The sequence below is a fragment of the Companilactobacillus nuruki genome, assembly GCF_002872255.1.
Taxonomy (GTDB): Bacteria; Bacillota; Bacilli; order Lactobacillales; family Lactobacillaceae; genus Companilactobacillus; species Companilactobacillus nuruki.
This window is the reverse complement of sequence record NZ_NIPR01000031.1, coordinates 1-24,736: the sequence shown is the minus strand read 5'-3', so window position 1 is coordinate 24,736 and position 24,736 is coordinate 1. Positions and strand designations below refer to the sequence as shown.

19 protein-coding genes and 1 rRNA gene are annotated in these 24,736 nt (G+C 35.1%); 18 read left to right on the top strand and 2 right to left on the bottom strand.

Features of this window, described 5'->3' with window-relative positions; genetic code table 11:
* The first annotated feature begins 219 nt into the window (after window positions 1-219).
* From yaaA to CBP76_RS08315, 13 genes are all read left to right on the top strand, one after another.
* Complete coding sequence (yaaA, locus tag CBP76_RS08375; RefSeq protein WP_102196451.1) at window positions 220-429, top strand: S4 domain-containing protein YaaA; 210 nt, start codon at window positions 220-222, stop codon at window positions 427-429.
* Window positions 430-1,551: a DNA replication/repair protein RecF gene (gene recF / locus CBP76_RS08370; RefSeq protein ID WP_102196450.1), complete on the top strand. Its 1,122-nt coding sequence runs from the start codon at window positions 430-432 to the stop codon at window positions 1,549-1,551.
* Window positions 1,551-3,500 (top strand): DNA topoisomerase (ATP-hydrolyzing) subunit B, encoded by a 1,950-nt coding sequence (gyrB, locus tag CBP76_RS08365; RefSeq protein WP_102196449.1) that lies wholly within the window; start codon window positions 1,551-1,553, stop codon window positions 3,498-3,500. Before recF ends, gyrB begins: the two co-directional genes overlap by 1 nt.
* Before the next feature lie 11 nt (window positions 3,501-3,511).
* The gene (gyrA, locus tag CBP76_RS08360; protein ID WP_102196448.1) at window positions 3,512-6,001 is read left to right on the top strand and encodes a DNA gyrase subunit A; all 2,490 of its coding nucleotides are present in this window, start codon (window positions 3,512-3,514) and stop codon (window positions 5,999-6,001) included.
* A 200-nt stretch (window positions 6,002-6,201) separates the two neighbouring features.
* Complete coding sequence (gene rpsF, locus CBP76_RS08355; protein ID WP_102196447.1) at window positions 6,202-6,498, top strand: 30S ribosomal protein S6; 297 nt, start codon at window positions 6,202-6,204, stop codon at window positions 6,496-6,498.
* A gap of 35 nt (window positions 6,499-6,533) precedes the next feature.
* Entirely contained in the window at window positions 6,534-7,133 is a 600-nt protein-coding gene (ssb, locus tag CBP76_RS08350; protein WP_102196446.1) for a single-stranded DNA-binding protein, read from the top strand.
* 21 nt (window positions 7,134-7,154) lie between these two features.
* Window positions 7,155-7,391, top strand: a complete 237-nt coding sequence (rpsR, locus tag CBP76_RS08345) for a 30S ribosomal protein S18 (protein WP_010017915.1) — start codon at window positions 7,155-7,157, stop codon at window positions 7,389-7,391.
* A 187-nt stretch (window positions 7,392-7,578) separates the two neighbouring features.
* Window positions 7,579-9,582 (top strand): DHH family phosphoesterase, encoded by a 2,004-nt coding sequence (locus tag CBP76_RS08340; protein WP_102196445.1) that lies wholly within the window; start codon window positions 7,579-7,581, stop codon window positions 9,580-9,582.
* A gap of 17 nt (window positions 9,583-9,599) precedes the next feature.
* The gene (gene rplI, locus CBP76_RS08335) at window positions 9,600-10,055 is read left to right on the top strand and encodes a 50S ribosomal protein L9 (protein ID WP_102196444.1); all 456 of its coding nucleotides are present in this window, start codon (window positions 9,600-9,602) and stop codon (window positions 10,053-10,055) included.
* A gap of 7 nt (window positions 10,056-10,062) precedes the next feature.
* Window positions 10,063-11,454 (top strand): replicative DNA helicase, encoded by a 1,392-nt coding sequence (gene dnaB / locus CBP76_RS08330; RefSeq protein WP_102196443.1) that lies wholly within the window; start codon window positions 10,063-10,065, stop codon window positions 11,452-11,454.
* Window positions 11,455-11,476: 22 nt separating this feature from the next.
* Window positions 11,477-12,763 (top strand): adenylosuccinate synthase, encoded by a 1,287-nt coding sequence (locus CBP76_RS08325; protein ID WP_102196442.1) that lies wholly within the window; start codon window positions 11,477-11,479, stop codon window positions 12,761-12,763.
* Between the two features lie 153 nt (window positions 12,764-12,916).
* Window positions 12,917-13,759: an NAD(P)H-binding protein gene (locus CBP76_RS08320; RefSeq protein WP_102196441.1), complete on the top strand. Its 843-nt coding sequence runs from the start codon at window positions 12,917-12,919 to the stop codon at window positions 13,757-13,759.
* A gap of 50 nt (window positions 13,760-13,809) precedes the next feature.
* Window positions 13,810-14,238, top strand: coding sequence for an Rrf2 family transcriptional regulator (locus tag CBP76_RS08315; RefSeq protein WP_102196440.1), 429 nt, complete (start codon window positions 13,810-13,812; stop codon window positions 14,236-14,238).
* Window positions 14,239-14,469: 231 nt separating this feature from the next.
* Here CBP76_RS08315 and CBP76_RS08310 read toward each other — a convergent pair whose 3' ends face one another.
* Entirely contained in the window at window positions 14,470-15,396 is a 927-nt protein-coding gene (locus CBP76_RS08310) for a hypothetical protein (protein ID WP_102196439.1), read from the bottom strand.
* Between the two features lie 72 nt (window positions 15,397-15,468).
* Between CBP76_RS08310 and CBP76_RS08305 the strand changes: the two genes are divergently transcribed.
* A complete protein-coding gene (locus CBP76_RS08305) occupies window positions 15,469-16,764 on the top strand; it encodes a hypothetical protein (RefSeq protein WP_102196438.1) in 1,296 nt (431 codons plus the stop codon).
* 9 nt (window positions 16,765-16,773) lie between these two features.
* A complete protein-coding gene (locus CBP76_RS08300; RefSeq protein ID WP_245865689.1) occupies window positions 16,774-19,458 on the top strand; it encodes a transglycosylase domain-containing protein in 2,685 nt (894 codons plus the stop codon).
* Window positions 19,459-19,581: 123 nt separating this feature from the next.
* Here the strand turns inward: CBP76_RS08300 and CBP76_RS08295 are convergent, their stop codons facing one another.
* Entirely contained in the window at window positions 19,582-21,039 is a 1,458-nt protein-coding gene (locus tag CBP76_RS08295; RefSeq protein WP_102196436.1) for an APC family permease, read from the bottom strand.
* Window positions 21,040-21,316: 277 nt separating this feature from the next.
* Here CBP76_RS08295 and CBP76_RS08290 point away from each other — a divergent pair, with 277 nt between their 5' ends.
* From CBP76_RS08290 to CBP76_RS13315, 3 genes are all read left to right on the top strand, one after another.
* A complete protein-coding gene (locus tag CBP76_RS08290) occupies window positions 21,317-22,468 on the top strand; it encodes an LCP family glycopolymer transferase (protein WP_102196435.1) in 1,152 nt (383 codons plus the stop codon).
* A gap of 63 nt (window positions 22,469-22,531) precedes the next feature.
* Window positions 22,532-24,076, top strand: coding sequence for an ABC-F family ATP-binding cassette domain-containing protein (locus CBP76_RS08285; RefSeq protein WP_102196434.1), 1,545 nt, complete (start codon window positions 22,532-22,534; stop codon window positions 24,074-24,076).
* 439 nt (window positions 24,077-24,515) lie between these two features.
* Window positions 24,516-24,736: ribosomal RNA gene (locus CBP76_RS13315) — 16S ribosomal RNA — on the top strand; the annotation flags it as partial.

Genomic DNA, 24,736 nt, shown 5'->3' with positions numbered 1-24,736 from the left:
CTGAACTTTCGGTTCGGTCTATTTTTTTTAACTTCATAGATTTAAAGGCCATAAATTCGCTTAGGGACTTTTTTTTAGTGATTTTAGTGGGTGGATACTTATTATTTGAAAAATTGCTCAAATCGCCTGATATTTCGTTCTAAGTTGTTTTTTATTGTGAAAACAACTATAATATTATTATGTCATTAATGGATAAATCTAATAAATAGGGTGTTAACAATGTCTGAAAAAATTAAGCTAGAAACTGAATTTATTACTTTAGGTCAACTTTTAAAGGATACTGGTGTTATTGAAACTGGTGGTCAAGCTAAATGGTTCTTGAGAGAAAATTCAGTCCTTCTTAATGGCAATCCTGAAGATCGTCGTGGTAAGAAATTAAGAACTGGGGACGTTGTGGTTGTTGGTGATCAGACATTTGAAATTGAATAAATGTTTGTAAAAGAACTAAAGCTTCAAAATTACCGAAATTATGAATCCTTAGATGTTAATTTTTCACCCGGAATCAATGTTTTTTTGGGAGAGAATGCTCAAGGCAAGACCAATTTATTAGAGGCTATGTATTTTTTAGCTTTAACAAGAAGCCATCGAACATCAAATGACAAGGATTTTATTAAGTGGAATAGTGACTTTGCAAGAATCTCAGGAACTGTGATCAAAGATAATTCCAGTCGATTGAAATTGGATTTGGTCATTAGTAGGTCTGGAAAAAAAGCCAAATTGAATAATTTAGAACAACGTAAATTATCCAGTTATATTGGTAATTTAAATGTTGTTCTTTTTTCTCCAGAGGATCTTTCCATTGTTAAAGGAAATCCAGGGATTCGTCGCAAGTTTATTGATATGGAATTTGGACAAATGTCGTCACAATATTTGAAGACAATGAGTCAATTTCGATCAGTCTTGAAACAACGTAACGCATATTTAAAAAAGCTTCAGCATCGACAAACGAAGGATATGATTTATTTAGATGTTTTATCGGATCAATTCTCGGCATATTGTGCTGAAGTTGTTTTTTCGCGATTGCAGTATATTCAAAAGTTGCAGGAACATATTGAAAAAATTCATGCAAATATTACTGAAGATCATGAAAAATTGGAAATTGTTTACAGTACTTTTTTCAACACTGATGGAAAAACTGCTGAAAATATCTATGATATTTTCAAAGAAAATTTCAAAAAGAATTATCAAAAAGAAATTCAACGTGGTGTAACTCTTTTAGGGCCTCACCGTGATGATATTAAATTCATGGTCAATGAAAAGAACGTTCAAGATTTTGGATCACAAGGTCAACAACGTTCAGTGGCGTTAAGTTTAAAATTAGCCGAAGTGGAGTTGATCAAGGATACTGTTGGCGATTATCCAATTCTTTTACTGGATGATGTGTTATCAGAACTTGATCATAAGCGTCAGACTCATTTGTTGTCGTCGATTAAAAAAGGAATTCAAACTTTCATTACAACGACCTCAATTGATGACGTTGATCCACAATTAGTTAAGAACCCTAATATATTAAATATTAGTAATGGCAAAGTTCAACAGGAGGAGATTTAATGGCTGAAGACAGAAAAGCTGAGCTGGAAAAGAAAGAAGAAAAAGTCGAAGAATATGACGCGAGTCAAATTCAAGTTCTTGAAGGACTAGAGGCTGTTCGTAAACGTCCCGGTATGTATATCGGCTCTACAAGTAAACAAGGTTTACATCATCTTGTTTGGGAAATTATTGATAATGGTATTGATGAAGCTCTAGCTGGTTTCGCTACTAAAATCGAGGTCACTGTTGAGCCTGATAACTCCATTACAGTTACTGATGATGGTCGTGGTATTCCAATTGACATTCAAAAGAAAACTGGAAAACCCGCACTTGAAACAGTTTATACAATTTTGCATGCTGGTGGTAAATTCGGCGGAGGCGGATACAAAGTATCTGGTGGTTTGCATGGTGTTGGTGCTTCTGTTGTTAATGCCTTGAGTACTGAACTTGATGTTGAGGTTGTTCGTGCTGGAAAGCGTTACGGAATTGACTTCAAACGTGGTAAAGTTGCTCATCCGATGCATATTTTAGGTGATGCGGAAGAATTCGATCATGGTACAAAAGTTCATTTTGTTCCAGATCCTGATATCTTTACAGAAACGACCGTTTACGATGATAAGGTTTTAACCACTAGAATTCGTGAGCTGGCTTTCTTAAATAAGGGTCTCAAATTAACCTTCACTGATAAAAGAGCAGATACTGCTGAAAAGTTGGTTTTCCATTATGAAGGCGGTATAAAGAGTTACGTCGAATTTATGGATAAAGATAAGGAGGTTCTTTTTGATGAACCAATTTATCTTGAAGGATTCCAAGATGGGATTACGGTTGAGGTTTCTTTGCAATATACCGATGAATACCATACTAATTTGATGACCTTTGCTAATAACATTCATACGTATGAAGGTGGTACTCACGAAGTTGGATTTAAGACCGCTTTGACGCGTGTTATTAACGACTACGCTCATAAAAATAAACTATTAAAAGATACTGAAAAGTTGTCCGGTGAAGATGTTCGTGAAGGAATGACAGCAGTTGTTTCTATCAAGCATCCAGATCCACAATTTGAAGGTCAAACTAAGACTAAACTTGGTAATAGTGATGCTAGAACTATTACCGATCGTCTATTCAGCGAACACTTCAACAAATTCTTGATGGAAAATCCAGATGTAGCTAAAAAGATCGTTGAAAAGGGTTCATTAGCTACTAAGGCACGTTTAGCCGCTAAACGTGCACGTGAGGTTACTAGAAAACAAAATGGTTTGGAAATCAGTAATTTACCTGGTAAGTTGGCTGACAACGCTAGTAAAGATCCTGCAATTTCTGAATTATTTATTGTCGAGGGTGATTCTGCTGGTGGTTCCGCTAAAACCGGACGTTCACGTTTGACTCAAGCAATTTTACCTATTAGAGGTAAAATCTTGAATGTTGAAAAAGCCTCAATGGATAAAATTTTGGCTAATGAAGAAATTAGAACATTATTTACTGCTATGGGAACAGGTTTCGGTGAAGATTTTGATATTTCTAAAGCTAGGTATCATAAAGTTATTATTATGACTGATGCCGATGTCGATGGTGCCCATATTAGGACTTTACTTTTAACTTTACTTTATAGATATATGCGTCCAGTTGTTGATGCAGGATATGTTTATATCGCTAAGCCACCTTTGTATCAAGTACGTCAAGGTAAGATGATGAGATACTTTGATACTGATAAAGAAAAAGATGACTTCGTTGAACAGTTACCACCAAAGCCAGAACCAAAGATTCAACGTTATAAGGGTCTTGGTGAAATGGATGCTGATCAATTGTGGGAGACAACTATGGACCCTGATAAGAGAAGATTAGACCGAGTTAACCTCGACGATGCTATTGAGGCTAATGAAATTTTCTCCATGTTGATGGGCGATAGAGTTGAACCTAGAAGAGAGTTCATTGAAGCAAATGCACGTTATGCAGAAGTAGATTACTAGGAGGATGGCAAATGGCAGATCATAGAATAGAAAATGTTAACTTGACAGAAGTCATGAAGAATTCCTTCGTTGACTACGCTGCTAGTGTTATCGTGTCACGTGCTTTACCTGACGTACGTGATGGTCTAAAACCAGTTCATCGCCGTATTCTTTATGGTATGAATGAGTTAGGTGTTACACCTGACAAGCCTTATAAAAAGAGTGCTCGTTTCGTTGGGGATATCATGGGTAAGTATCACCCCCATGGGGACTCAGCTATTTATGAATCAATGGTTAGAATGGCACAGGATTTTAGTTATCGTTACCCATTAGTTGATGGACACGGAAACTTTGGTTCAATTGATGGTGATCCACCTGCTGCCATGCGTTATACCGAAGCTAGAATGAGCAAAATGGCTGTTGAAATGTTGCGTGATATCAACAAAGATACTGTTGATTTAGTTCCTAACTATGATGGCGAAGAAAAAGAACCAATGGTTCTACCAGCACGTTTCCCTAACTTGTTAGTTAATGGAGCTACCGGTATTGCCGTTGGTATGACAACTAATATTCCATCACATAACCTAAAAGAGGTTATTGATGCCTTACATATTTTGATGAGAAATAAAGATGCAACGGTGGCTGACTTGATGAAAGTTATCCCTGGTCCTGATTTCCCAACAGGTGGTATTATCATGGGCCGTTCTGGTATCAGAAAGGCTTATGAAGAAGGTAAAGGCACAATTATTTTGCGTGCTAAAGTCGATGTGGTGACAAAGAAGAGTGGCGCTGAGCAAATTATCGTTACTGAATTGCCATACATGGTTAATAAGGCCCGTCTTGTGGAAAGAATTGCGGAACTAGCTCGTGAAAAGAAACTTGAGGGTATCACTGATCTAAACGATGAATCTGATCGTGAAGGTATGCGTATCGTTATCGATATTCGTCGTGATATGTCTGCTTCAGTTGTTTTAAACAATCTTTATAAATTGACTCAATTACAAATTTCTTATGGTATCAACATGGTTGCTATCGTTGGTAAGACACCTAAAGTGTTTTCACTAAAAGGTATTTTGGTTGAGTACTTAAAGCATCAGGAAGTTGTTATTAGACGTAGAACCGAATTTGAATTAAGACGTGCTAAAGCGCGCGCTCATATTCTCGAAGGTTTAAGAATCGCTTTGGATCATATTGATGAAATTATCAAGATCATCCGTAGCTCCGAGACCTCAGCCATTGCTAAACAAACTTTAATGGATAGTTACAAATTATCTGATAAACAATCACAAGCTATCTTGGATATGCGTTTGGTTCGTTTGACAGGTTTGGAACGTGAAAAAGTTGAAGCTGAATATCAAGAATTATTAGTTAAGATTGCTGATTATGAGGATATTTTGGCTAAACCTGAACGTGTTGATAAGATCATTTATGATGAATTGCTTGATATACAAGATAAATTCGGCGATGACAGAAGAACTGAAATTCGTGCTAGTGAAGTTGCTAATATCGAAGATGAAGATCTGATCGAAGAAGAGAATATCTTAATTGTCTTAACACATAATGGTTACATCAAACGTTTATCAGCAGATGAATTCCGTGTTCAAAACCGTGGTGGCCGTGGTGTTCAAGGAATGGGAATCCATGATGATGATTTCATTGAACAAATGATTTATACATCAACGCATGATCGTCTCCTATTCTTTACTAATGCGGGTAAAGTTTATCGTATCAAGGGCTATGAGGTACCTGAATATGGTCGTACAGCCAAAGGTATTCCAGTTATTAACCTTTTGAATATTGAAAAAGGTGAAAAAATTGAAACGGTCATCAATGTTGATAGGGATGTTGATCCTGACAATTCATATTTGTTCTTTGTAACTAAATATGGAACCGTAAAACGTACACCAGTCACAGATTTTGCTAATATTAGACATTCTGGCTTACGTGCAATCACCCTTAAAGATGAGGATGAACTAAATAACGTCTTTCTAACTGATGGTGATAAAGTTATTATTATCGGAACACACAAAGGCTATGCCGTAACATTTAGAGAAGGTGATGTTCGTCCAATGGGAAGAACAGCTGCTGGTGTTCGTGGTATTAAGCTACGTGAGGAAGATTATGTAGTAGGTTCTTCAATAGCTGAAGCTAGCCAAGAAATTTTGACGATCTCAGAAAAAGGATATGGTAAGAGAACAGCTGTTACCGAATATCCAATCAAAGGACGTGGTGGTAAAGGTATTAAGACTGCTAACGTTACTGAGAAAAATGGACCAATTGCTGGTTTGACAGTTGTTGATGGCGATGAAGATATTATGTTGATCACTGATAAAGGTGTTATGATTCGTTTTGACGTACAAAGCGTTTCACAAACAGGTCGTGCCACACTAGGTGTCAGACTGATCAAGGTTGATGATGATTCAATCGTTTCAACAATGGCTAAAATTGCTGATGATTCTGAAGATGATGATGACTCGGAAGTAGATAATAATGAATCTCCAGAAACAGATACAACTGATTAAAATTAATGAATCGTTTTTGCGTATTTTAGATATGTATCCTTTAAGGATGCGTGTCAGGCAAAAACGATTTTTTTTAGTTAAATTAGACCTAGCAATTGGAGTTATTCTATGATAGACTTATATTTCGTGAGTATAAAATGAAGTTAATTTATGCTCCTTGTTCCGCAAGGAACCATTAGACCATAAGGAGGTGTACAGTCATGGCTGAAGCACATTACGAAATCACATATATCATTAAACCTGATATGGAAGAAGACGCAAAGAAGGTATTGATCGATCGTTTCGATAAGATCCTTACTGACAACGGCGCCAAAGTAATCGACTCAAAAGACTGGGAAAAGAAACGTTTAGCATATGAAATTGCTAATTACAAAGAAGGTATCTACCATATTATCAATGTAGATGCTGAAAACGATGAAGCAATCAACGAATTTGACCGTCTTTCAAAGATTGAAGATAACATTCTTCGTCACATGATCGTTAGACGCGAAGACTAGTCTTGTTTCACGTGAAACAATTAGGAGGCAGATAAATGATTAATCGAGTAGTTTTAGTTGGACGCCTGACACGTGATCCTGAATTGCGATACACTGCCAATGGAGCAGCGGTTGCAAACTTTACGGTTGCCGTAAATCGTACATTTACAAATGCACAAGGTGAACGCGAAGCCGATTTTATCAATTGTATTATTTGGAGAAAAGCCGCCGAGAATTTTGCTAATTTCACTAATAAGGGATCTTTAGTTGGTGTCGAAGGACGTATTCAAACAAGTTCTTATGAAAATCAACAAGGTCAAAGAGTTTATAGAACAGACGTTAATGTCGATAACTTCTCGTTACTAGAATCTCGTGCTGAAAGTGAAAGAAGAAATTCCGGTAGTGGAAACTCTTCAAATCAAACATCCGGCTATAATAATTCAAACCAATCAAATCAGCCTTCATTTGGCAATAATAGCGGTAATGGCAATAGTTACGGGAATAATTCTGGTAACAATAGCAATTACAGCAACAATAGTAATAGTACCAATAACAACAATAATAATAACCAATCTAACAATTCTAACAATAATAATGGCGATCCATTTGCTGATGGCAAACAGATTGACATTTCTGATGATGATTTACCATTTTAATATAGAAGGGAGCAATTAATAATGGCCCAACAAAGAAGAGGCGGACGTAGAAGACGTAAAGTTGACTTCATCGCTGCTAATCATATCGAATACATCGATTATAAAGACACAGAATTACTTAAGAGATTTATCTCAGAACGTGGTAAGATCTTACCAAGACGTGTTACAGGTACAAGTGCTAAGAACCAACGTAAGCTTACTGTAGCTATTAAGAGAGCAAGAATTATGGCTCTATTACCATTCGTCGCTGAAGACTAATTTTTTGTAAAAAGACCACTTTTGAGAGTGGTCTTTTTTTAAACTCTAATTTTCTGTGTAACACAAAAATCTAATGGTAAATTATCTTTTAGATGTAAAAATTTGATCATGGTTTCCGGTTAATATTATTCGGAAAGAAGAAGTAGGCTGTGATAAAATTAAGGGGTATATCTAAGAGGGGACTAATATGAAAAAGATAAAATCTAATCTGAAATTCTTCCTTTCGCGAGTTGATCATTCGACTCAACTTACGGCAGTCTCTTTGATTGTAATGCTATTATCAATATTAATAGTCGGTTTGATTCACGGCTCTGTAGCCGGTTACATTCAGGCTGTTTTAATAATTATCTCGCTAATCCTATTTGTTTATTTGTTTTTACTTTTAGGTGAAAAAGCAGGTAAGTACACTAATAACTTACAATATCGGATTGATAGAGGAACGGATAATAGTTTTGTAGAGTATCCATTAGGCATCCTTTTATATGATGCTGATAAGATGGTTCAATGGGTGAATCCTTCCTTTGTTGAGGAAACCGGCTTTAACCCATCAAATAGTATGAAAGTTGGAGATATTTCATCGGAACTTTCGGACTTGATTGATGCTGAAGAATATTCTGGTGATAAAACGATTCAGATAGATGACAAGTACTATTTGGTACAAGTTCAAACAGAATTAAAAGTCATTTATTTGTTGAACATAACGCATTACTCCGAAATTGAGAAACGTTATGAGGGTAATCGTTCAGTAATTGGTCAAGTTTACTTGGACAATTATGCAGAAATCACTCAGTCAATGAGTGATCGTGATGTATCAAATTTGGACAATTATATAACTAATGAATTATCCAATTGGGCTTCAAAACAACAAATGTTTTTAAAACGAATTGATGATGATCATTTCTTTATCATGGCTTATACAGGTCGAATTTTTGATATGGAAAAGAATGGTTTTAAGATCTTGGATGTCATTCGAGAATATACATCTCAACAAAACGTTCCTTTAACCTTAAGTATGGGTTTCTCTTATGGTGTTGATGATCTACATAAGTTAAATGATGAGGCACAAAAGAACCTTAATTTGGCCCTTGGTCGTGGTGGAGATCAAGTTGTCGTTAAGGAGATTGGTGAAAAGGCACGATTTTATGGTGGCAATACCGATCCAATGGAAAAGAGAACACGAGTTCGTGCCAGGATGATTAGTGAGGCTTTGCAAGAACTATTGAAAGATAGTGATCAGGTTCTTGTAATGGGCCACTCACATCCCGATATGGATGTTTTGGGTTCTTCATTAGGTATTAGAAGAATTGCTATGATGAATAATACGCCATGTAAAGTTGTGATTGATAACAAGTCACTACATTCAGATGTTAGTCGACTTCTAGGTATGATTGATGAAGATCCAGAGATCAAAAAAGATATTATTTCATCAGAAGAATCAATTGCTATTAAAACGCCAAGAACATTGATTGTAATGGTGGATCATTCTAAGCAAAGTATTTCTATTAATCCAGATTTATTCAATGGTGATAATAATAAAGTTGTTGTTATCGATCACCATAGACGTGGTGAGGAATTCCCTGAGAATCCAATGCTGATTTATATTGAACCTTATGCTTCTTCAACCAGTGAATTAATTACTGAAATGTTGGAGTATCAACCAAAGAATAAAAAAGCTATTGAAAAAATTGAGGCTACGGCCTTGTTGGCAGGAATTACAGTTGATACTAAGTCATTCTCACTTAGGACTGGTACAAGAACATTTGATGCTGCAAGTTATTTAAGATCAGTTGGTGCTGATGAGACAGTCATTCAAAATGTTTTGAAAGAGAATATTGATTCATTTATTCAAAAGAGTCATTTAATTGAAACAATTACAATGGTTAGCGGTAATATGGCAGTATGTTTTGGTGAAGAAGACAAAACTTATGATCCAGTTATTGTTGCCCAAGCAGCTGATACATTGTTATCATTAGATAATGTTGAAGCCTCATTTGTAATTAGCAAACGTCCCGATGGCCGAATAGGAATTTCGGCACGTAGTTTGGGAAATGTTAATGTTCAGGTCATTATGGAGAAACTTGGTGGTGGTGGACATTTGTCTGACGCTGCAACTCAAATTTCAGATTCAACGGTGGAAGATGTTAAAAATCAATTAGTTGATGTTTTGGCTGATTCTAATAAGAAGAGCTAAGAGGAGGATCATATATTATGAAAGTTATTTTCCTAGAAGATGTTAGAGGTAAAGGTAAAAAAGGAGAGCTAAAGAACGTTGCTGATGGATACGCTCAAAACTTCCTTATTAAGAATAAAAAGGCTATTGAGGCAACCAATGCTAATGTAGCCAAATTAAAAGCTGAACAAAATCGCGAAGCTAAAGATTATGAAGCAGAAAAAGAAGAAGCCAAAGTTCTAAAAACAAAGATTGAAGATGACAAAACTGTTGTCGAGATTTTAGCTAAGGCTGGTACTGATGGTCGATTGTTTGGATCTGTAACAACTAAAAAGATTGCTGAAGAACTTAATAAGCAATATGAAATCAAGGTTGATAAGCATAAAATGGTGCTTTCTGACGGCGTTAAATCATTAGGATATATCAATGTCCCAGTTAAGTTGTTCGATGGCGTAGAAGCCACAATCAGAGTTCACGTTGCTGAAAAGAAGTAGGATATAAATGAATAACGATATAACCACAAGAATTCCGCCCAATGATAAGGATGCTGAGCAAGCTGTATTAGGAGCGGTTTTTCTAAGTCAGGATGCTTTAATTGAAGCGATGGAATATGTAGAAGCAGAAGATTTCTATCAACATGCTAATCAACTGGTATTCCAAGCTATGATGAATTTAAACGATGAAGAAGAACCTGTTGATGTTGTGACAGTTCAGAATGAACTTGATCGGTTAAATCAAATTGAAGATATTGGTGGCGTAAGTTATCTTGCTGAGTTAGCAAGTGCTGTACCTACGGCTGCTAATACAACCTATTATGCAAAAATTGTTAAAAATAAATCAACGCTTCGCCGACTTATCAATGCTGCAACAAGCATCGTGACCCGCAGTTTTGAAGAAGATGACGATGTTGATAGTATCATTGATTTGTCAGAAAAAGAGATTATGGATGTTTCTGAAAACCGTAATCATAAGGGCTTTCGAAGAATCTCTGATGTTGTTAAATCTTCTCTTGAAGAAATTGACAAATTGTATGATCAAGATAGTGATGTTACTGGCCTTTCAACTGGTTATAAAGAACTAGATGATATGACTACTGGTTTGCACAAAGATGAATTAATTATTCTGGCTGCTCGTCCTGGTGTTGGTAAAACTGCTTTTGCTTTAAATCTAGCTCAAAATGCAGCCACTAAGTCTAATGCAACTGTGGCTATTTTCAGTTTGGAAATGGGTGCAGAGTCACTAGTTAATCGTATGCTTTGTTCAGAAGGTAGTATTGATGCTAATGCTTTGCGAACTGGTAAATTAGACGAAGGACAATGGAATAATTTGGTCGTTGCCATGGGTAGTTTGTCTAGGACTAATGTTTACATTGACGATACTCCTGGTATTAAAATGGCTGAAATCAGATCCAAATGTCGTCGATTATTAAAAGAAAGTGGACATTTAGATTTAGTTATCATCGATTATTTACAATTGATTGAAGGTACAGGACAAGAAAACAGACAACAAGAAGTTTCAGTTATTTCACGTAATTTGAAAAAATTAGCAAAAGAACTTCATGTTCCTATAATCGCGTTATCACAGCTTTCCCGTGGGGTTGAAGCCCGTCAGGATAAAAGACCAATGTTGTCAGATATCCGTGAATCTGGTTCAATTGAACAGGATGCTGATATTGTTGCCTTTCTTTATCGTGATGATTATTATCGTGATGAAGATGGCGATGACAATAATGGTGGTGGTAATGAGGAACCTGAAGATTCAGAGGATCAAAATGTTGGTGAGGTCGAAGTCATCATCAGTAAAAACCGTTCAGGACCTCGTGGTACAGCTAAGTTATTGTTCGTGAAATCTTATAATAAGTTTTCATCGATAGCGACAATTCCAGAAAATTAAATAGTGTAGGTGTAGAAGAAATATGACAACAGTTGTTGTAGTAGGTACTCAATGGGGCGATGAAGGTAAGGGAAAGATTACCGATTATTTCAGTGGTGAAGCTAACATTATTGCACGTTACCAAGGTGGAGATAATGCTGGACATACCTTGAATATTGATAATCAAGTTTATAAACTAAGATCTGTTCCATCAGGTATTTTATATTCAGATAAAACTAGTGTTATTGGTAATGGGGTCGTTTTGAACCTTGAATCTCTTCAAGAAGAGTTAGGCCGTTTACATGAACAGGGCGTTGATACAACTAACTTGAAGATTTCTAATCGTGCACAGTTGATTCTTCCTTACCATATTGAGTTAGACAAGCTTCAAGAGGCTGCTAAGGGTGATTCTAAAGTTGGAACAACTAATCGTGGAATCGGACCAGCTTATACTGACAAGGCTTCACGTATTGGTATAAGAATGGCCGATATTCTTGATAAGGATTTATTCAAAGAATTACTAACTGCTAATCTTAAGCAAAAAAATGAGCTATTCACAAAGATCTATGGGGCACAACCAATGAATTTTGATGATATTTTTGATAAGTATTATCAAATTGGTCAAGACCTTAAGGATCGTGTCATTGACACATCTGCATATTTAAATAAAGAATTGAAAAATGGTAAAAATGTACTTTTTGAGGGTGCACAAGGTATCATGCTTGATATTGATCATGGTACTTACCCATATGTAACCTCATCTAATCCTGCTGGTGGTGTAACAACTGGTGCCGGTATTGGTGCCCCTTTAATTGATAATGTTATTGGTGTGGTTAAGGCTTATACATCACGTGTTGGTGCTGGTCCTTTCCCAACAGAACAACTTAATGATACAGGAGACTTCCTTCGTGAAGCGGGTCATGAGTACGGAACAGTTACACATCGTCCACGTCGTGTTGGTTGGTTAGATTTAGTTGTTCTAAAACATTCATGTAATGTTTCTGGTGTAACTCATCTTTCGCTTAATTGTCTTGATGTTCTAACAGGATTGAAGGAAATTAAAGTCTGCACGGGTTATGATTTGAATGGCAAGATTATTGACGAATATCCAGCTAATTTAAATATTTTGGCTAAATGCAAGCCAGTTTATAAAACTTTCCCAGGTTGGACAGAAGATATGACTCAAGCTAAGAGTATCGAAGAATTGCCACAGGCAGCTAGAAATTATCTTGATTTTGTAAAAGATCAATTAGGCGTTGAATATGCTACAGTTTCTGTTGGTCCTGATAGAGAACAAACAATTGAAGTAAATGATGTTTGGAAAAAATAATTATTAAATAACTAAGCTCATCTAAGCCATCCACGTAATGGATTGTTAGATGAGCTTTTTTATTAAACAAAATTCTTGTATAAATTTTCAATGATGTTATTATTTAAATAACAAGTTAATTATAAAGTAACATCAAAGAAAAGAGGATTTTTTATGACAAAATATGCTGTAACAGGTGCAACTGGTCACTTTGGTCGAAATGCACTTAAAGAATTAGTTAAATTAGTGTCTCCAAGTGATATTGTTGCATTAGCCCGTAATGTAGAGCGTGCCAAAGAGATTGTTCCTGAAGGTGTTGAGGTTAGAGCAACTGATTATAACAAGCCTGAACAATTACAAGAATCTTTACAAGGTGTTGATAAATTATTATTCGTATCTTCACAGCCAGGTGGTCCAGTATCTAGATTAACGCAACACAAAAATATTGTTTTGGCTGCTAAAAATGCTGGAGTTAACTATATTGCCTATACTAGTTTCCCACATGCAAATATTGCCACGGCACCATTAGCAACTGATCATAAGGCAACCGAGAAATTAATTATTGAATCAGGTATGAAGTATTCATTTTTGCGAAATAATTGGTACTTAGAAAATGAAACAGCTACTTTAAAAGGCGCCGCTAATGGACAACCTTTTGTTTACTCAGCTACTGGTAAAGTCGGTTGGGCCCTAGAGGATGAATATTCAGAAGCCGCAGTTAAAGTTTTAGTAACAGAAAGTCCTAAAGATGTTTACGAATTTGCGGGACCAAGTAGATCATATGCTGATTTGGCTGAGGCAGTGGGTAATGTTAAGGTATTATCATTAAGTGATGAAGAGTATAGGAAGAGCTTAAAAGAAGCTGGTATGGATGAACAGACAATTGAGATAATTGTTTCTATTCAAGATTTGATCAGTGATAACCAATTGGCTGAAGACACTACTGATTTATCAGATGTCTTAGGACACGATTTAATACCAATTAAACAAGCGGTCAAATTAGTAATTAATAAATAATTATTTCAGCTCTGAAAATACTTTATGATGGTAAAAGATAGGAGCTAACTATGAAATATTCTAATAAGTTGAGTGATGGAGTACATATCCTCGCTTACGTTGAAATCTGCAAGGATGGTGACTTATCTAGTGCAGCAATTGCCAGTAGTATTGAATCTAATCCTAGTTTAGTAAGAAGGATGATGTCGCGATTGAGTAAAGCCGGTTTGTTGGTTAGTCAACCAGGAGTAGTGGCACCAAAACTTGCTCGACCAGCAGACGAAATAAGTTTGTTGAACATCTATCGTGCAATTGAGGATAATCAGAATTTGTTGCATGTTGATGAGAAAACAAATCTAAAATGTATTGTTGGTGGCAATATTCAAGAAACTTTGACAGGAGTTTATCAAAAGATTCAATCTGATGCTGAAAAAAGTATGTCTCAAGTGACTTTGAAAGATATTATTGACAGTATTTTAGTTAATAATTCTAAAAAATGAATAATTAGTTTTCTGAAAAGTCATTTTTATTTAAACTTATTTTGTTCCAGAGATAGCTGTTGTATGCTTTGTTATTGAAATAATTTTAATTGATCAAAATAAATAGTCTGTACTGATTATTAACCATGTTGAAAAAACATAGTTGATGTCAATACAGGCTATTTTTGAATATTTGAAAAATCAGAATAGAATTATTTAGACTTAAGGTCTACCTGGAATTTAAGGAGAAACTTAGTTTTGTTTATCAGTTCCGATAATACCATTTTGAAAATTGATGAAACGACCACTGTTGCGGCTGAAAGTTAATGTGTAATAGTAAGTATTATTTTTACTGAGTTGTTTAATATATACTCTAGTATAACGAGGAACATCAGAGATTTGATAACCGACAATACTAGAATTGCTGACTCGTGAATTGGAGTTTTTGGCCAATTGATATAAACCAGTATTACTCTTGTCAGGATTTAGCCCTAAGTTAATCGAAATTTGGTTAAAATTACCTGGCTCACTGGCATTTGTAGCCGTTAGGTTTGAATTGATAATAGCAGTCTTTAAACGTTGAATGAAGGCCTTAGCTTGATCTGTACCAGGCTTACCGATTGCAATATTATTAATAATAAACTTTGGTGGATATTTGTTAGATCTAACTCCAAGGTATTTGGCAGATCTGATAGTATCATCTTTATAATATAGGCGATAACGATAACTAACAATAGTTTTAGTGTCATCATAACGATTACAACTGATAGTAATGTATTTTCCATGAATATCTTTACCAAAATTCAATAATGTCATTTTAGCAATATAACGATGAGGTTTTTCATTGACTCTTTTTAATAAAGATTTTTCTTGATCATTAGACAAAAATGATAATTCTTTTGTATTATCATAGTCATCATTGATTGTACTTATTAAACTCAGAGCTTGCTGTTTGTCTTTTTCCATGTCACTGTTGCCAAGTTTAATAGCCTTAGGGGCGATGTCTTCATCAATATTCTTAGGATTAACGATCAATGAAAAAGGAATTGTTAGAGAAGCAATGCCGTTTACGGTTTTATCTTTAATTTTGCCAAGATTAAGGGCATATGAGGAAACGATTATTACTAACAAAAGTAGAATAATGATCCATTTAATATATTTTTTGTTTAATTTTTTCAAAATTTCCACCCTTTATTTGCAGGATAATTTACTATAATAATAACAAGATGAACTAGATATTTGGGGAAAATTATGAAAGATAAGAAAGATTTAAAGACTAGAACGAAATCAGAACATTATTTAATGTTGGGTGCCGGTGTTGTTGGCGTTATTACCGCCGTCATTTTCTTCATTATGCTTTCGCTTGGTGTCGTCAATGCAGTTGTAACATCTAAAATATCTAGTCAATATCAGGATAAAGAACTAGAGGTTTTAAAAACGGATCTTAATTATCGTTCACTAGATTTTATTGGTAAAGTAATTAACGTTAGTGATGGTTATATCATCTCTAAAAGTAATGTTCAAAAATATAATCAGTTGGAAAATTATATTCAAGCTCGTAAGAATCGAACAAAGATGGTTGAGAGTCTTTATGATGGAAAAAGTAATTATCGTGATGATGTTACCAGTGATAAGATTAATGACCTTGATAAGTTACTTCTAAAGGAAAAGAATCAGGATGTTTATCAGAAACAAAGAAACAAACTTGATACAGTTCAGATTTGGTATGAGCAGACTCAAGATGCCGATAAATACTTTAGTAAGACTTGGGATGCTTTCAATACTGATAACAGTAGTTTAAGTTTTGAAAAGATATCAATGGTCAATACTTATTACAAATTGATCAAGAACAAGACTGTAAAGAAACGTTGGTCTGAAGCAGTATCTAAAATGGATCAGTATTTTTCAAATCATCAAGGAGAAAGTTCGCGAGTAGAGGCAGTTAAGAAGGAATTAGAGGCCTTAAAGAATTCACCTCTGACTGAGAAATACATACCGGCAAATGTTGATATTGTTTCTAGTTTAAATTCTACAACGGGAGCTTCTGATGCACTTACTCAAGCTGGGATTACTGATAAGAATGTTCTTTATTATAATTCAAGTAAGAATACTTTAGCCTTGATGACTAGAGTAAGTGGGAAGTATGTAGCAGAAAATGGTTATGCTAATGTCACTAACTCACAAGTTAGTTCCGGCAAGTATACAGTTAAAAAATTGGTTAATGCCAATTCGAATGATGCAATCATAACTGATAGTAGCAATAGTAATTTTGGACAATACGTTGCTAATGCGACTGATAGTTCATTGAGTGCATTAAATGTCGCTGATCCAGATAATACAACGGCTGATTTCAGTTCAGCTACTCCGGTCTTCTGGTTTAAGAATAATTCGGCTTTGAATAGTTCAATTTACTTTAGTGACGGATCAACACTAGGATTCATCTATGCCGGAGGCACTAGTTATAACAATGGTATGCAAATTAGTTCATCAGACTTGTCTAATTTGATGTCACAAGTATCTTCTGGAATAACATTCTATGTCAATTAGGGGCTAATTATGCGTAAAAAAATGGAACATAGGTTAACAAAGAAAAGAAAAAAATGGCCCTGGGTACTCCTAACAATAATAATTTTAATTGTTTTGGGTATAGGAACATTTTGGTGGAAGTATGGTTATGAAATCAGAAATACTATTGCTGATGGCTATTCATATAGTCAGGGTTTGAAGAAATCAGACTTTCATCCCAAAAATTCAACCGTTATATATGATCGTAACGGTAAAGTGTTAAAAAAGCTTTCACAATCCAGTTCGAATTATACATCGATAAATGAAATCAATCCTAAGATCAGTCAGGGATTAGTAGATGTTGAGGATCAACGCTTTTATATTCACCATGGGGTTGATTTGTACGGGATTATGCGTTCAGTTATTTCAACTGTATTGCATCGCCGAACTGAAGGTGGTTCCACTTTAACTCAACAGTTGGTTAAGAATGTTGTTTTGCAAGATCAATCTCAGAATCTGAATCGTAAGTTAAAAGAAATGGTAATTGCACAGCAACTTGAGAAGAAGTTTACTAAGAAACAAATTTTGGAATTTTATATTAATGATGTTTATATGGGACACGGTTCTTATGGATTCAGTTCTGCTTCAGATTATTATTTTTCTGAGAATCAAAAAGATTTATCAATTGATAAACTAGCTGTTCTAGTTGGTATACCTAATAATCCAGTTTACTATGATCCCGTTGCATATCCAGAACGAACTGTGAAACGCCGCAACATGATTCTTTATATCTTTTATCAACGGGGATTGATCTCCAAAAAGACTTATCAAACGGCTAGAAAGCGTCCTTTAGACTTGAAAGTCAATGAACGTAAGTATGATAACGACGTTTCGAATAATTATGCTTTAAATTATGCTGTTTTTAATGCGACTGAAGAATTGATGAAATCATCTGGGTTTTCAATGCAGTATGATTTTAAAAATGAGGCCGAACAAAAAGCTTATGGAGTCCGTTATCAACAGGCGGCCGATCGTGCTCGTGGTCAATTGATGGATGGTGGCTATTCGATTCGAACAACTATAGATATGAGTGTTCAAAATAAGGTAGAAGATTTGGTTAATAATGTTTATAAATCCTACACAGGCCGCGATGCCAATGGTAAACTGGCCCCTCAAGTTGCTAGTACAGTAATTGATAACAAAACAGGGGATGTGATAGCTATAATTGGTGGTCGAACAACTGATGGAGATCAAAATAACCGAGCAATAACAGGGTATCGTCAACCTGGTTCGACTGCTAAGCCAATTGTGGCTTATGCACCGGCTTTTGAAAGAGGATATTTGCCACAGAGTACGGTAATTGATTCAGCTGTTGGAACTCCAGTTGTTCATAACTGGTACAGTGGTTATACTGGTCAAACAACTGTTAGACATGCTTTGGAAAATTCTATTAATACAGTGGCTTATAAACTTGCTGCTTCAGATACCAAACACACTTATTATGATGACTTAGTAAAGATGGAGTTCTCTGGTCTAGATCCAACCCAAAAGACTGATCCTCGTTTGGCTATTGGTTCATTTAACAAGGGAACTACCACTACAGAAATGGCTTCGGCTTATAGTTCCTTTTCACGTGGTGGCAATTTTGTTCATCCAAGTAATTTAAGTAGTATTTATGATAATGATAATGGTCGTTATATTTATCAAAATACACATATGCAAAAGCGTGTTTATACCAAAAATGCCAGCTACATGATGGTCAATACAATGCAATCTGTCATTACAGATGGGTTGGGTAAGGCTGCTGCTTTGGATAATTATAAATATCTGGCTGGTAAAACTGGTACAACTGATGATACTAAGGATTCTTATTTTGTAGGGATGACACCTAATTTTACGATTGCTAACTGGACTGGGAATGATCAACCATCTACCTTAACAGCTAGTGAAGATGCTCTAACCATGCAGGCTTTTAAAGCTGAAGGCGAGTATTTAGTCGATTATACCAAGGAAAAAGAAAAGGACTTTAAGAAGCCAAGCACTATCACTGTTAATGGTAGTAATTTAACCGTTAATAAGACTAGCGAGAAGCCAAGCATTCAAGATATAATCGATAATGATTTTTCTAAATATAACTCTGATCAAGAAGAAAAGAATACTAATCGACTTTATAATCTTGATTACCGAATTATTTATCATTTAACTAAGAAGGAAGAATTTAGCCGAGAAGATAAGGTTGAAAAGGCAATTGATAAGTATAATGAAAATCCAATTACTAAAGAGTCTCAATATGATAAGAAACTAAGTGAATTACAAAAAATCCGATATCTTAATGCAAATGTTAAACGTCAGAGTGCTAAAAACCGATTCAATAAACAGATTTTGGGATTACAAAAAGATTTAAATATGAGTCAGGCTATGTTCCAAGCAGCCAAAGATAATAAGAAGATTGCTAAATATGAATCTGAAAAAGAGTCAATTGAGACCCAACGGGAACAAAAACGTCAAGCAATGGTTGATAAATTGATGCCGCAGTACAATACACAATTGCAAAAGGTGAAGAGTGCTTATAAAAATGATGATTCTGATAAAGAAGATCAGAAACAAAAATTGATTGATATTATGAATGAGATCAGAAGTTATGGTGGGAGTGTACCAGATATAAAGATTGATGCTAATGGTAATACAACAACTAGTTCATCGTCATCAACTAGCTCTAGTAATGATGATAATTAAAGATAACGATCGTATATTTTGGTTTTAGTTGGTCAAAAAAATAGTCTGTATTGATTCGTCAGTTGACGTCAATACAGACTATTTTTATTTTTTCTATTATATTATCTGTGCAGAGATAATAATTTAGATTTTATCTAATTCATCTTTATTAGTACGTTTAGCGATGGCAGGTAAAATCAATCCTAAAGCGATAAAAACAATAGGTGTAATGATATTAAGGGCTAGTTGGAACCACCATGACGATGGATTTTGAGCCATGTTCATCTTAGGAACCATACCTAGAATACATGCAAAAGCAGTTAGGAAGAAAGCCCAGAGTCCAAAGCCAAAACCAACATATCGATTTTTAACAAACATATAATCTGATTTATATTTATCTAATTGTTTAGTTAGCATCATATATGCTAAGAATACCCAAAGATAACGCATAGGCATAACAATTGAATTAAGGTTTAATAACCAGTTGTATAAGTCGTTCATACCGCTGATACCAAGAGCTGGAACAACGATAAGGATCGAAACAAGAATGGCCGTCATCTTGTAACCATTGATAGCAATGCCACGTTTGTTTTTCTTCAAAAGAGCCTTAGGAATAAATTTCTTATCAGCATCTCCTAAAAGCATACGTAATGGCGCATCAATTGAAATAGCAAGAGCGGCAGCTGAAGCAATTGTATTAGTAATAGCAAAAGCCCAGACAAATAAATTACCAACATGGAAACTATTTCCTAAGAATTGGAACGCTTGGTAAGCACCGTTAGCCATAAGGTCGGCTGGTATATGATTAGAATTAACAATCATACCAATAGCAAATGATCCCATGATAGCTGAAACAGCAACCATGACAGCCAGGATAATCATACCTAGTGGGAACTCTTTAGAAGCGTTTTTGGTTTTGTTAACATATGGTGAGATTTTTTCTGAACCACCAACGGCAAAGACTAGCATTGAAATTGTCGTAAAGTATTGAAAATCGAATTTCGGTATATATGTGTGAATATCAGTCATGTTTGGTGTAGCGATTTGTACATGAGTGATAAATGGAGCGCTGACTCCAAGAATAATGAATAACATTGACATAGTAAACATTGCGATACCAGCAATACTACCCAAATTATTCAGAATGTTAGTCCCCCTGCTGGCTAATAAAACAAAGGCTAAAAAGATAATCAAACTAGCGCCTTGAACTACAAGAGGGGATGCGGTTTTGATGAATGAACCATTTCCCTTAAACAGCCAGCTCAAACTAACCATTATGATCTGTGGTTTTTGAGCAAGATAAGGAACATGCACAACCCAATAAGTCCAAGCTGCAAAATAAGCTAACCTATTATTAGAAAGTGCCTTTACCCAAGAACTGACACCACCACCAGCTTCTTGGAATGCTGATCCTAATTGTCCAACCATTAAAGTGTATGGGACAAAATATAGAACCATAATTAAAATCCACGACGTTACAACAGCTAAACCTTGATTGGCAAAGTTGTTAATAACGTTGTTAAGACCCCAAACAGTGGTAAAACCTAAGAGGGCAATATTCCACCATCTGAATGTCTTGGCATTAGTAGTTACATCTGACATTATAAAAATCCTCCTACGAAGGAGATTATACAGGAAATATACAATTAAAACTCTTAAATAATGAGATAGTTTTTTACATATAATGGTTGTTATATTTTAGTAAATATTTTTGGGTAAAATTGACAGTTGCTATCAAAAATTTATAATTTAAACATACAGACTTAAAAAGAAAATTTTAATTCCTTAGAATTAAGCTGTATAATTGCATTCTATCTACTATATAATATAGATGGTATTTGTCTTGAATTGTAGATAGCAAATTAATCGGAGTTTATTTATGGATAATAACAATAAGAACATGTCTAGAGAGCACAGGCAAAGATCTAGGAACAGTGCCTTAGCTTCTAACAATGGTAATATCAAACGTCCATTTTTGAAGATTATTGGATTAGTGTTTTTAGTAATGATCTTCGTTATGGGGGCATATGGTTTTAGAATCTACGCTCAAGCTCAAAATTCATTGGGTAAGACTTATAAAGCTTTGGATGGAAAAACTGTTTCAACTAGAATCAGTGATAAAAAACCAGTATCTATTCTTTTATTAGGTGTCGATACAACTGATAATGGAGTCAGAGATACAGAAACAGATTATCGTGGTAATTCAGATACTATGATCGTTGTAACGGTTAATCCTAAGACTAACAAGACAACAATGATGTCAGTTCCACGTGACAGTATGGCTCAAATTTGGAAGAGCAGTACTAACAATACTAAGAAGATCCAAAAAATCAATTCAGCCTATAACATCGGTAACGAGAATAGTGCCGTTGCAACGACTGAGAAATTTTTGAACATACCTATTGACTATTATGTTAAGGTTGACTTTAATTCATTGAAACAAATTGTTAACGCTGTTGGTGGTGTTGATGTTGATGTACCATTTAGTTTTTCTTATGGTGATACAGGTGAAAAAGAATCTCACTTTAAGAAAGGTAAAATGCATTTAAATGGTAAACAAGCGCTAGATTATTCTAGAATGCGTTATGAAGATCCGCAGGGAGACTATGGACGACAGTTAAGACAGCGTCAAGTTATTACTGCGATTATCAAGAGTGCGGCAAGTGCCAAGACATTTACGCATTATCAAAAAGTATTGGATAGTATTTCTAGTTCAATGACAACTAACTTGAGTTTTAATGATATGCAGTCGATGTTCCTTAATTATCGTGGAGCAGCCAAGAGTATTGGATCAGATCACGTTCAAGGTTATGGTTCAATGATTAATGGTTCGTCTTATGAGGTTATTCCAACTAAGGAATTGCAAAGAGCATCTAATAAATTGCGTAAACAATTAGGTTTATCTGAAGAAGAGTTAGATAATGAAGAAACAAGATTAAATACATTGAATGAAGATAATGGTTTTTCCTTTAAGAGTGAGAACCAAAATCAAAACTATACAATCTTCACAAGAAATCAAACGTCTGAATAAGAATTTGAATGAAGGCTGAGACAATAGTTTCAGTCTTTTCTTATGTTATAAAAGGAGAAAAATATGAGTGTTTTAGAAGTACATGGCTTAACCCAGCAATTTTTGGATAAAAAATTGTATGATTCAGCCGATTTACAAGTAAATAAAGAGGATCATTTGGGCATAATTGGTCAGAACGGTGTTGGTAAATCAACTTTTATCAAAATTTTGACTGGTCAATTGGAAGCTGATGAAGGAAAGATATCTTGGAAGAAGCATTTGACCATTGGTTATTTGGATCAACAAGCCAAATTGGCTGCAGGGATGTCGATTTATGAGTATTTAAAAACAGCATTTACAAAATTATATGAAACAAGTGACAAATTAAACGAGATTTACATGAATAATCCTTCAGATGAGGATCTTGAAAAGGCTGGAAAGTTACAAGAAATCTTGGATGCCAACGATTTCTACGAATTGGATACTAAGATTCAACAAGTAGCAACTGGATTGGGACTAGATGCAATTGGATATGACCATGATGTTTCCAAGTTAAGTGGTGGACAAAGATCAAAGATAATTCTGGCTAAAATTTTGCTTGAGAAACCAGATATGATTTTGCTGGATGAGCCAACTAATTACTTGGATACTAACCATATAGATTGGTTAGCTGATTATTTGAATAACTTTGATGGCGCTTTTATTGTTATTTCTCATGATTACAATTTCTTGGATCGTATCATTAACTGTGTAGCTGATTTTGAATTTGGTAAGATAACCAAATATACAGGTTCACTTAAACAAGCGCTTAAACAAAAGGCTGCTAATAAAGAGACCTATATGAAGGCATATGTTAAACAGCAGGATCAAATTTCTAAGACAAAAGCTTATATTAGAAAGTTTAAGGCTGGTTCACGTTCTAAAAGTGCTAAGAGTAGAGAGAAGCAATTGGCTCATATGGATGTCTTGACTCCACCAGGGAACAAGACTGCTGCAAGCTTTGGATTCCCATATATTGAGGTACCTAGCTCAAGGATGCTATTAGAGGTCAATGATCTAAAAGTAGGCTATGATGGTAAGGCTTTGTTTGATAAAGCTTTGAATTTTTCGATTGTTAGTGGCGAAAAGATGGTTATTAAAGGGTTTAACGGAATTGGTAAGTCTACTTTGATAAAGACCCTTTTGGGAATCCTTAAACCAATAGATGGTAACTTTGATTTTTCAGAGACGGTTAAGATAGGTTATTTTAAACAAGATTTAGTATGGAAGAATAATATGGAGACGCCATTTCATTATATAAGTAATGAACATCCAGATAGGGATGGCAAAGAGGTTAGACGAGTTCTTGCAAGAACAGGTTTAACTAATCAGCAAATCATGTCCCCATTGCGATCATTGTCAGGTGGAGAACAGACCAAGGTTAAAATTGGTGATTTGATGTTTGATAATACTAACTTTCTATTTATGGATGAACCAACAAACCATTTGGATGATGAAAGTAAGGCAGCCCTCCGCAAAGGGCTTAGAAACTATGATGGATCAATAATTCTCGTAACCCATGAGGAGGATTTTTATAGTAGTGATTGGATTGATAAGGTTCTAGATATTGAAAAGATAAAAGAAAATTAACTATTTTCAAAAAAATATGAAAAAGTACTTGCATTGGTTTACCATTAACGGTAAGATATTACCTGTTGTCACGACAAGTCAACGACAGCAACGGTTTAGCGATGATTTTGCTAAATTGTTGAAATAATTATTTTAAATAAGTTCTTGACAATGTGTTTTGAACTTGTTATGATAATTAAGTTAACTCGTCGAGTTAACAGCTAAGATTTTAATGAATATTTTCATTAAAATCTTAGAAAAATTATTTTAAAAAGTTCTTGACATCAACTTGTCTCCTTGATAAAATAATTAAGTCGCTGATGAGCGTAAGCGCTTAATCAGCTGGTAGACCTTTGAAAACTGAACAAAGTTTTAACACTATTTTGTGTAGGCCAACATTTTGTTGGTTTTACAACGAAGTCAATTCGCTAGTATAATTTTTTTATGAGTCACAAACTTTTAATATGAGAGTTTGATCCTGGCTCAGGACGAACGCTGGCGGCATGCCTAATACATGCAAGTCGAACGAACCAAACCATTGATTGGAGCTTGCTCCTGGATTTGGACCTTGGTGAGTGGCGGACGGGCGAGTAACACGAGGGTAACCTGCCCACAAGTGGGGGCTGACATCTGAAAAAAGGTGCTCATACAGCATAACCACTACTTCAACATGAACGTCGG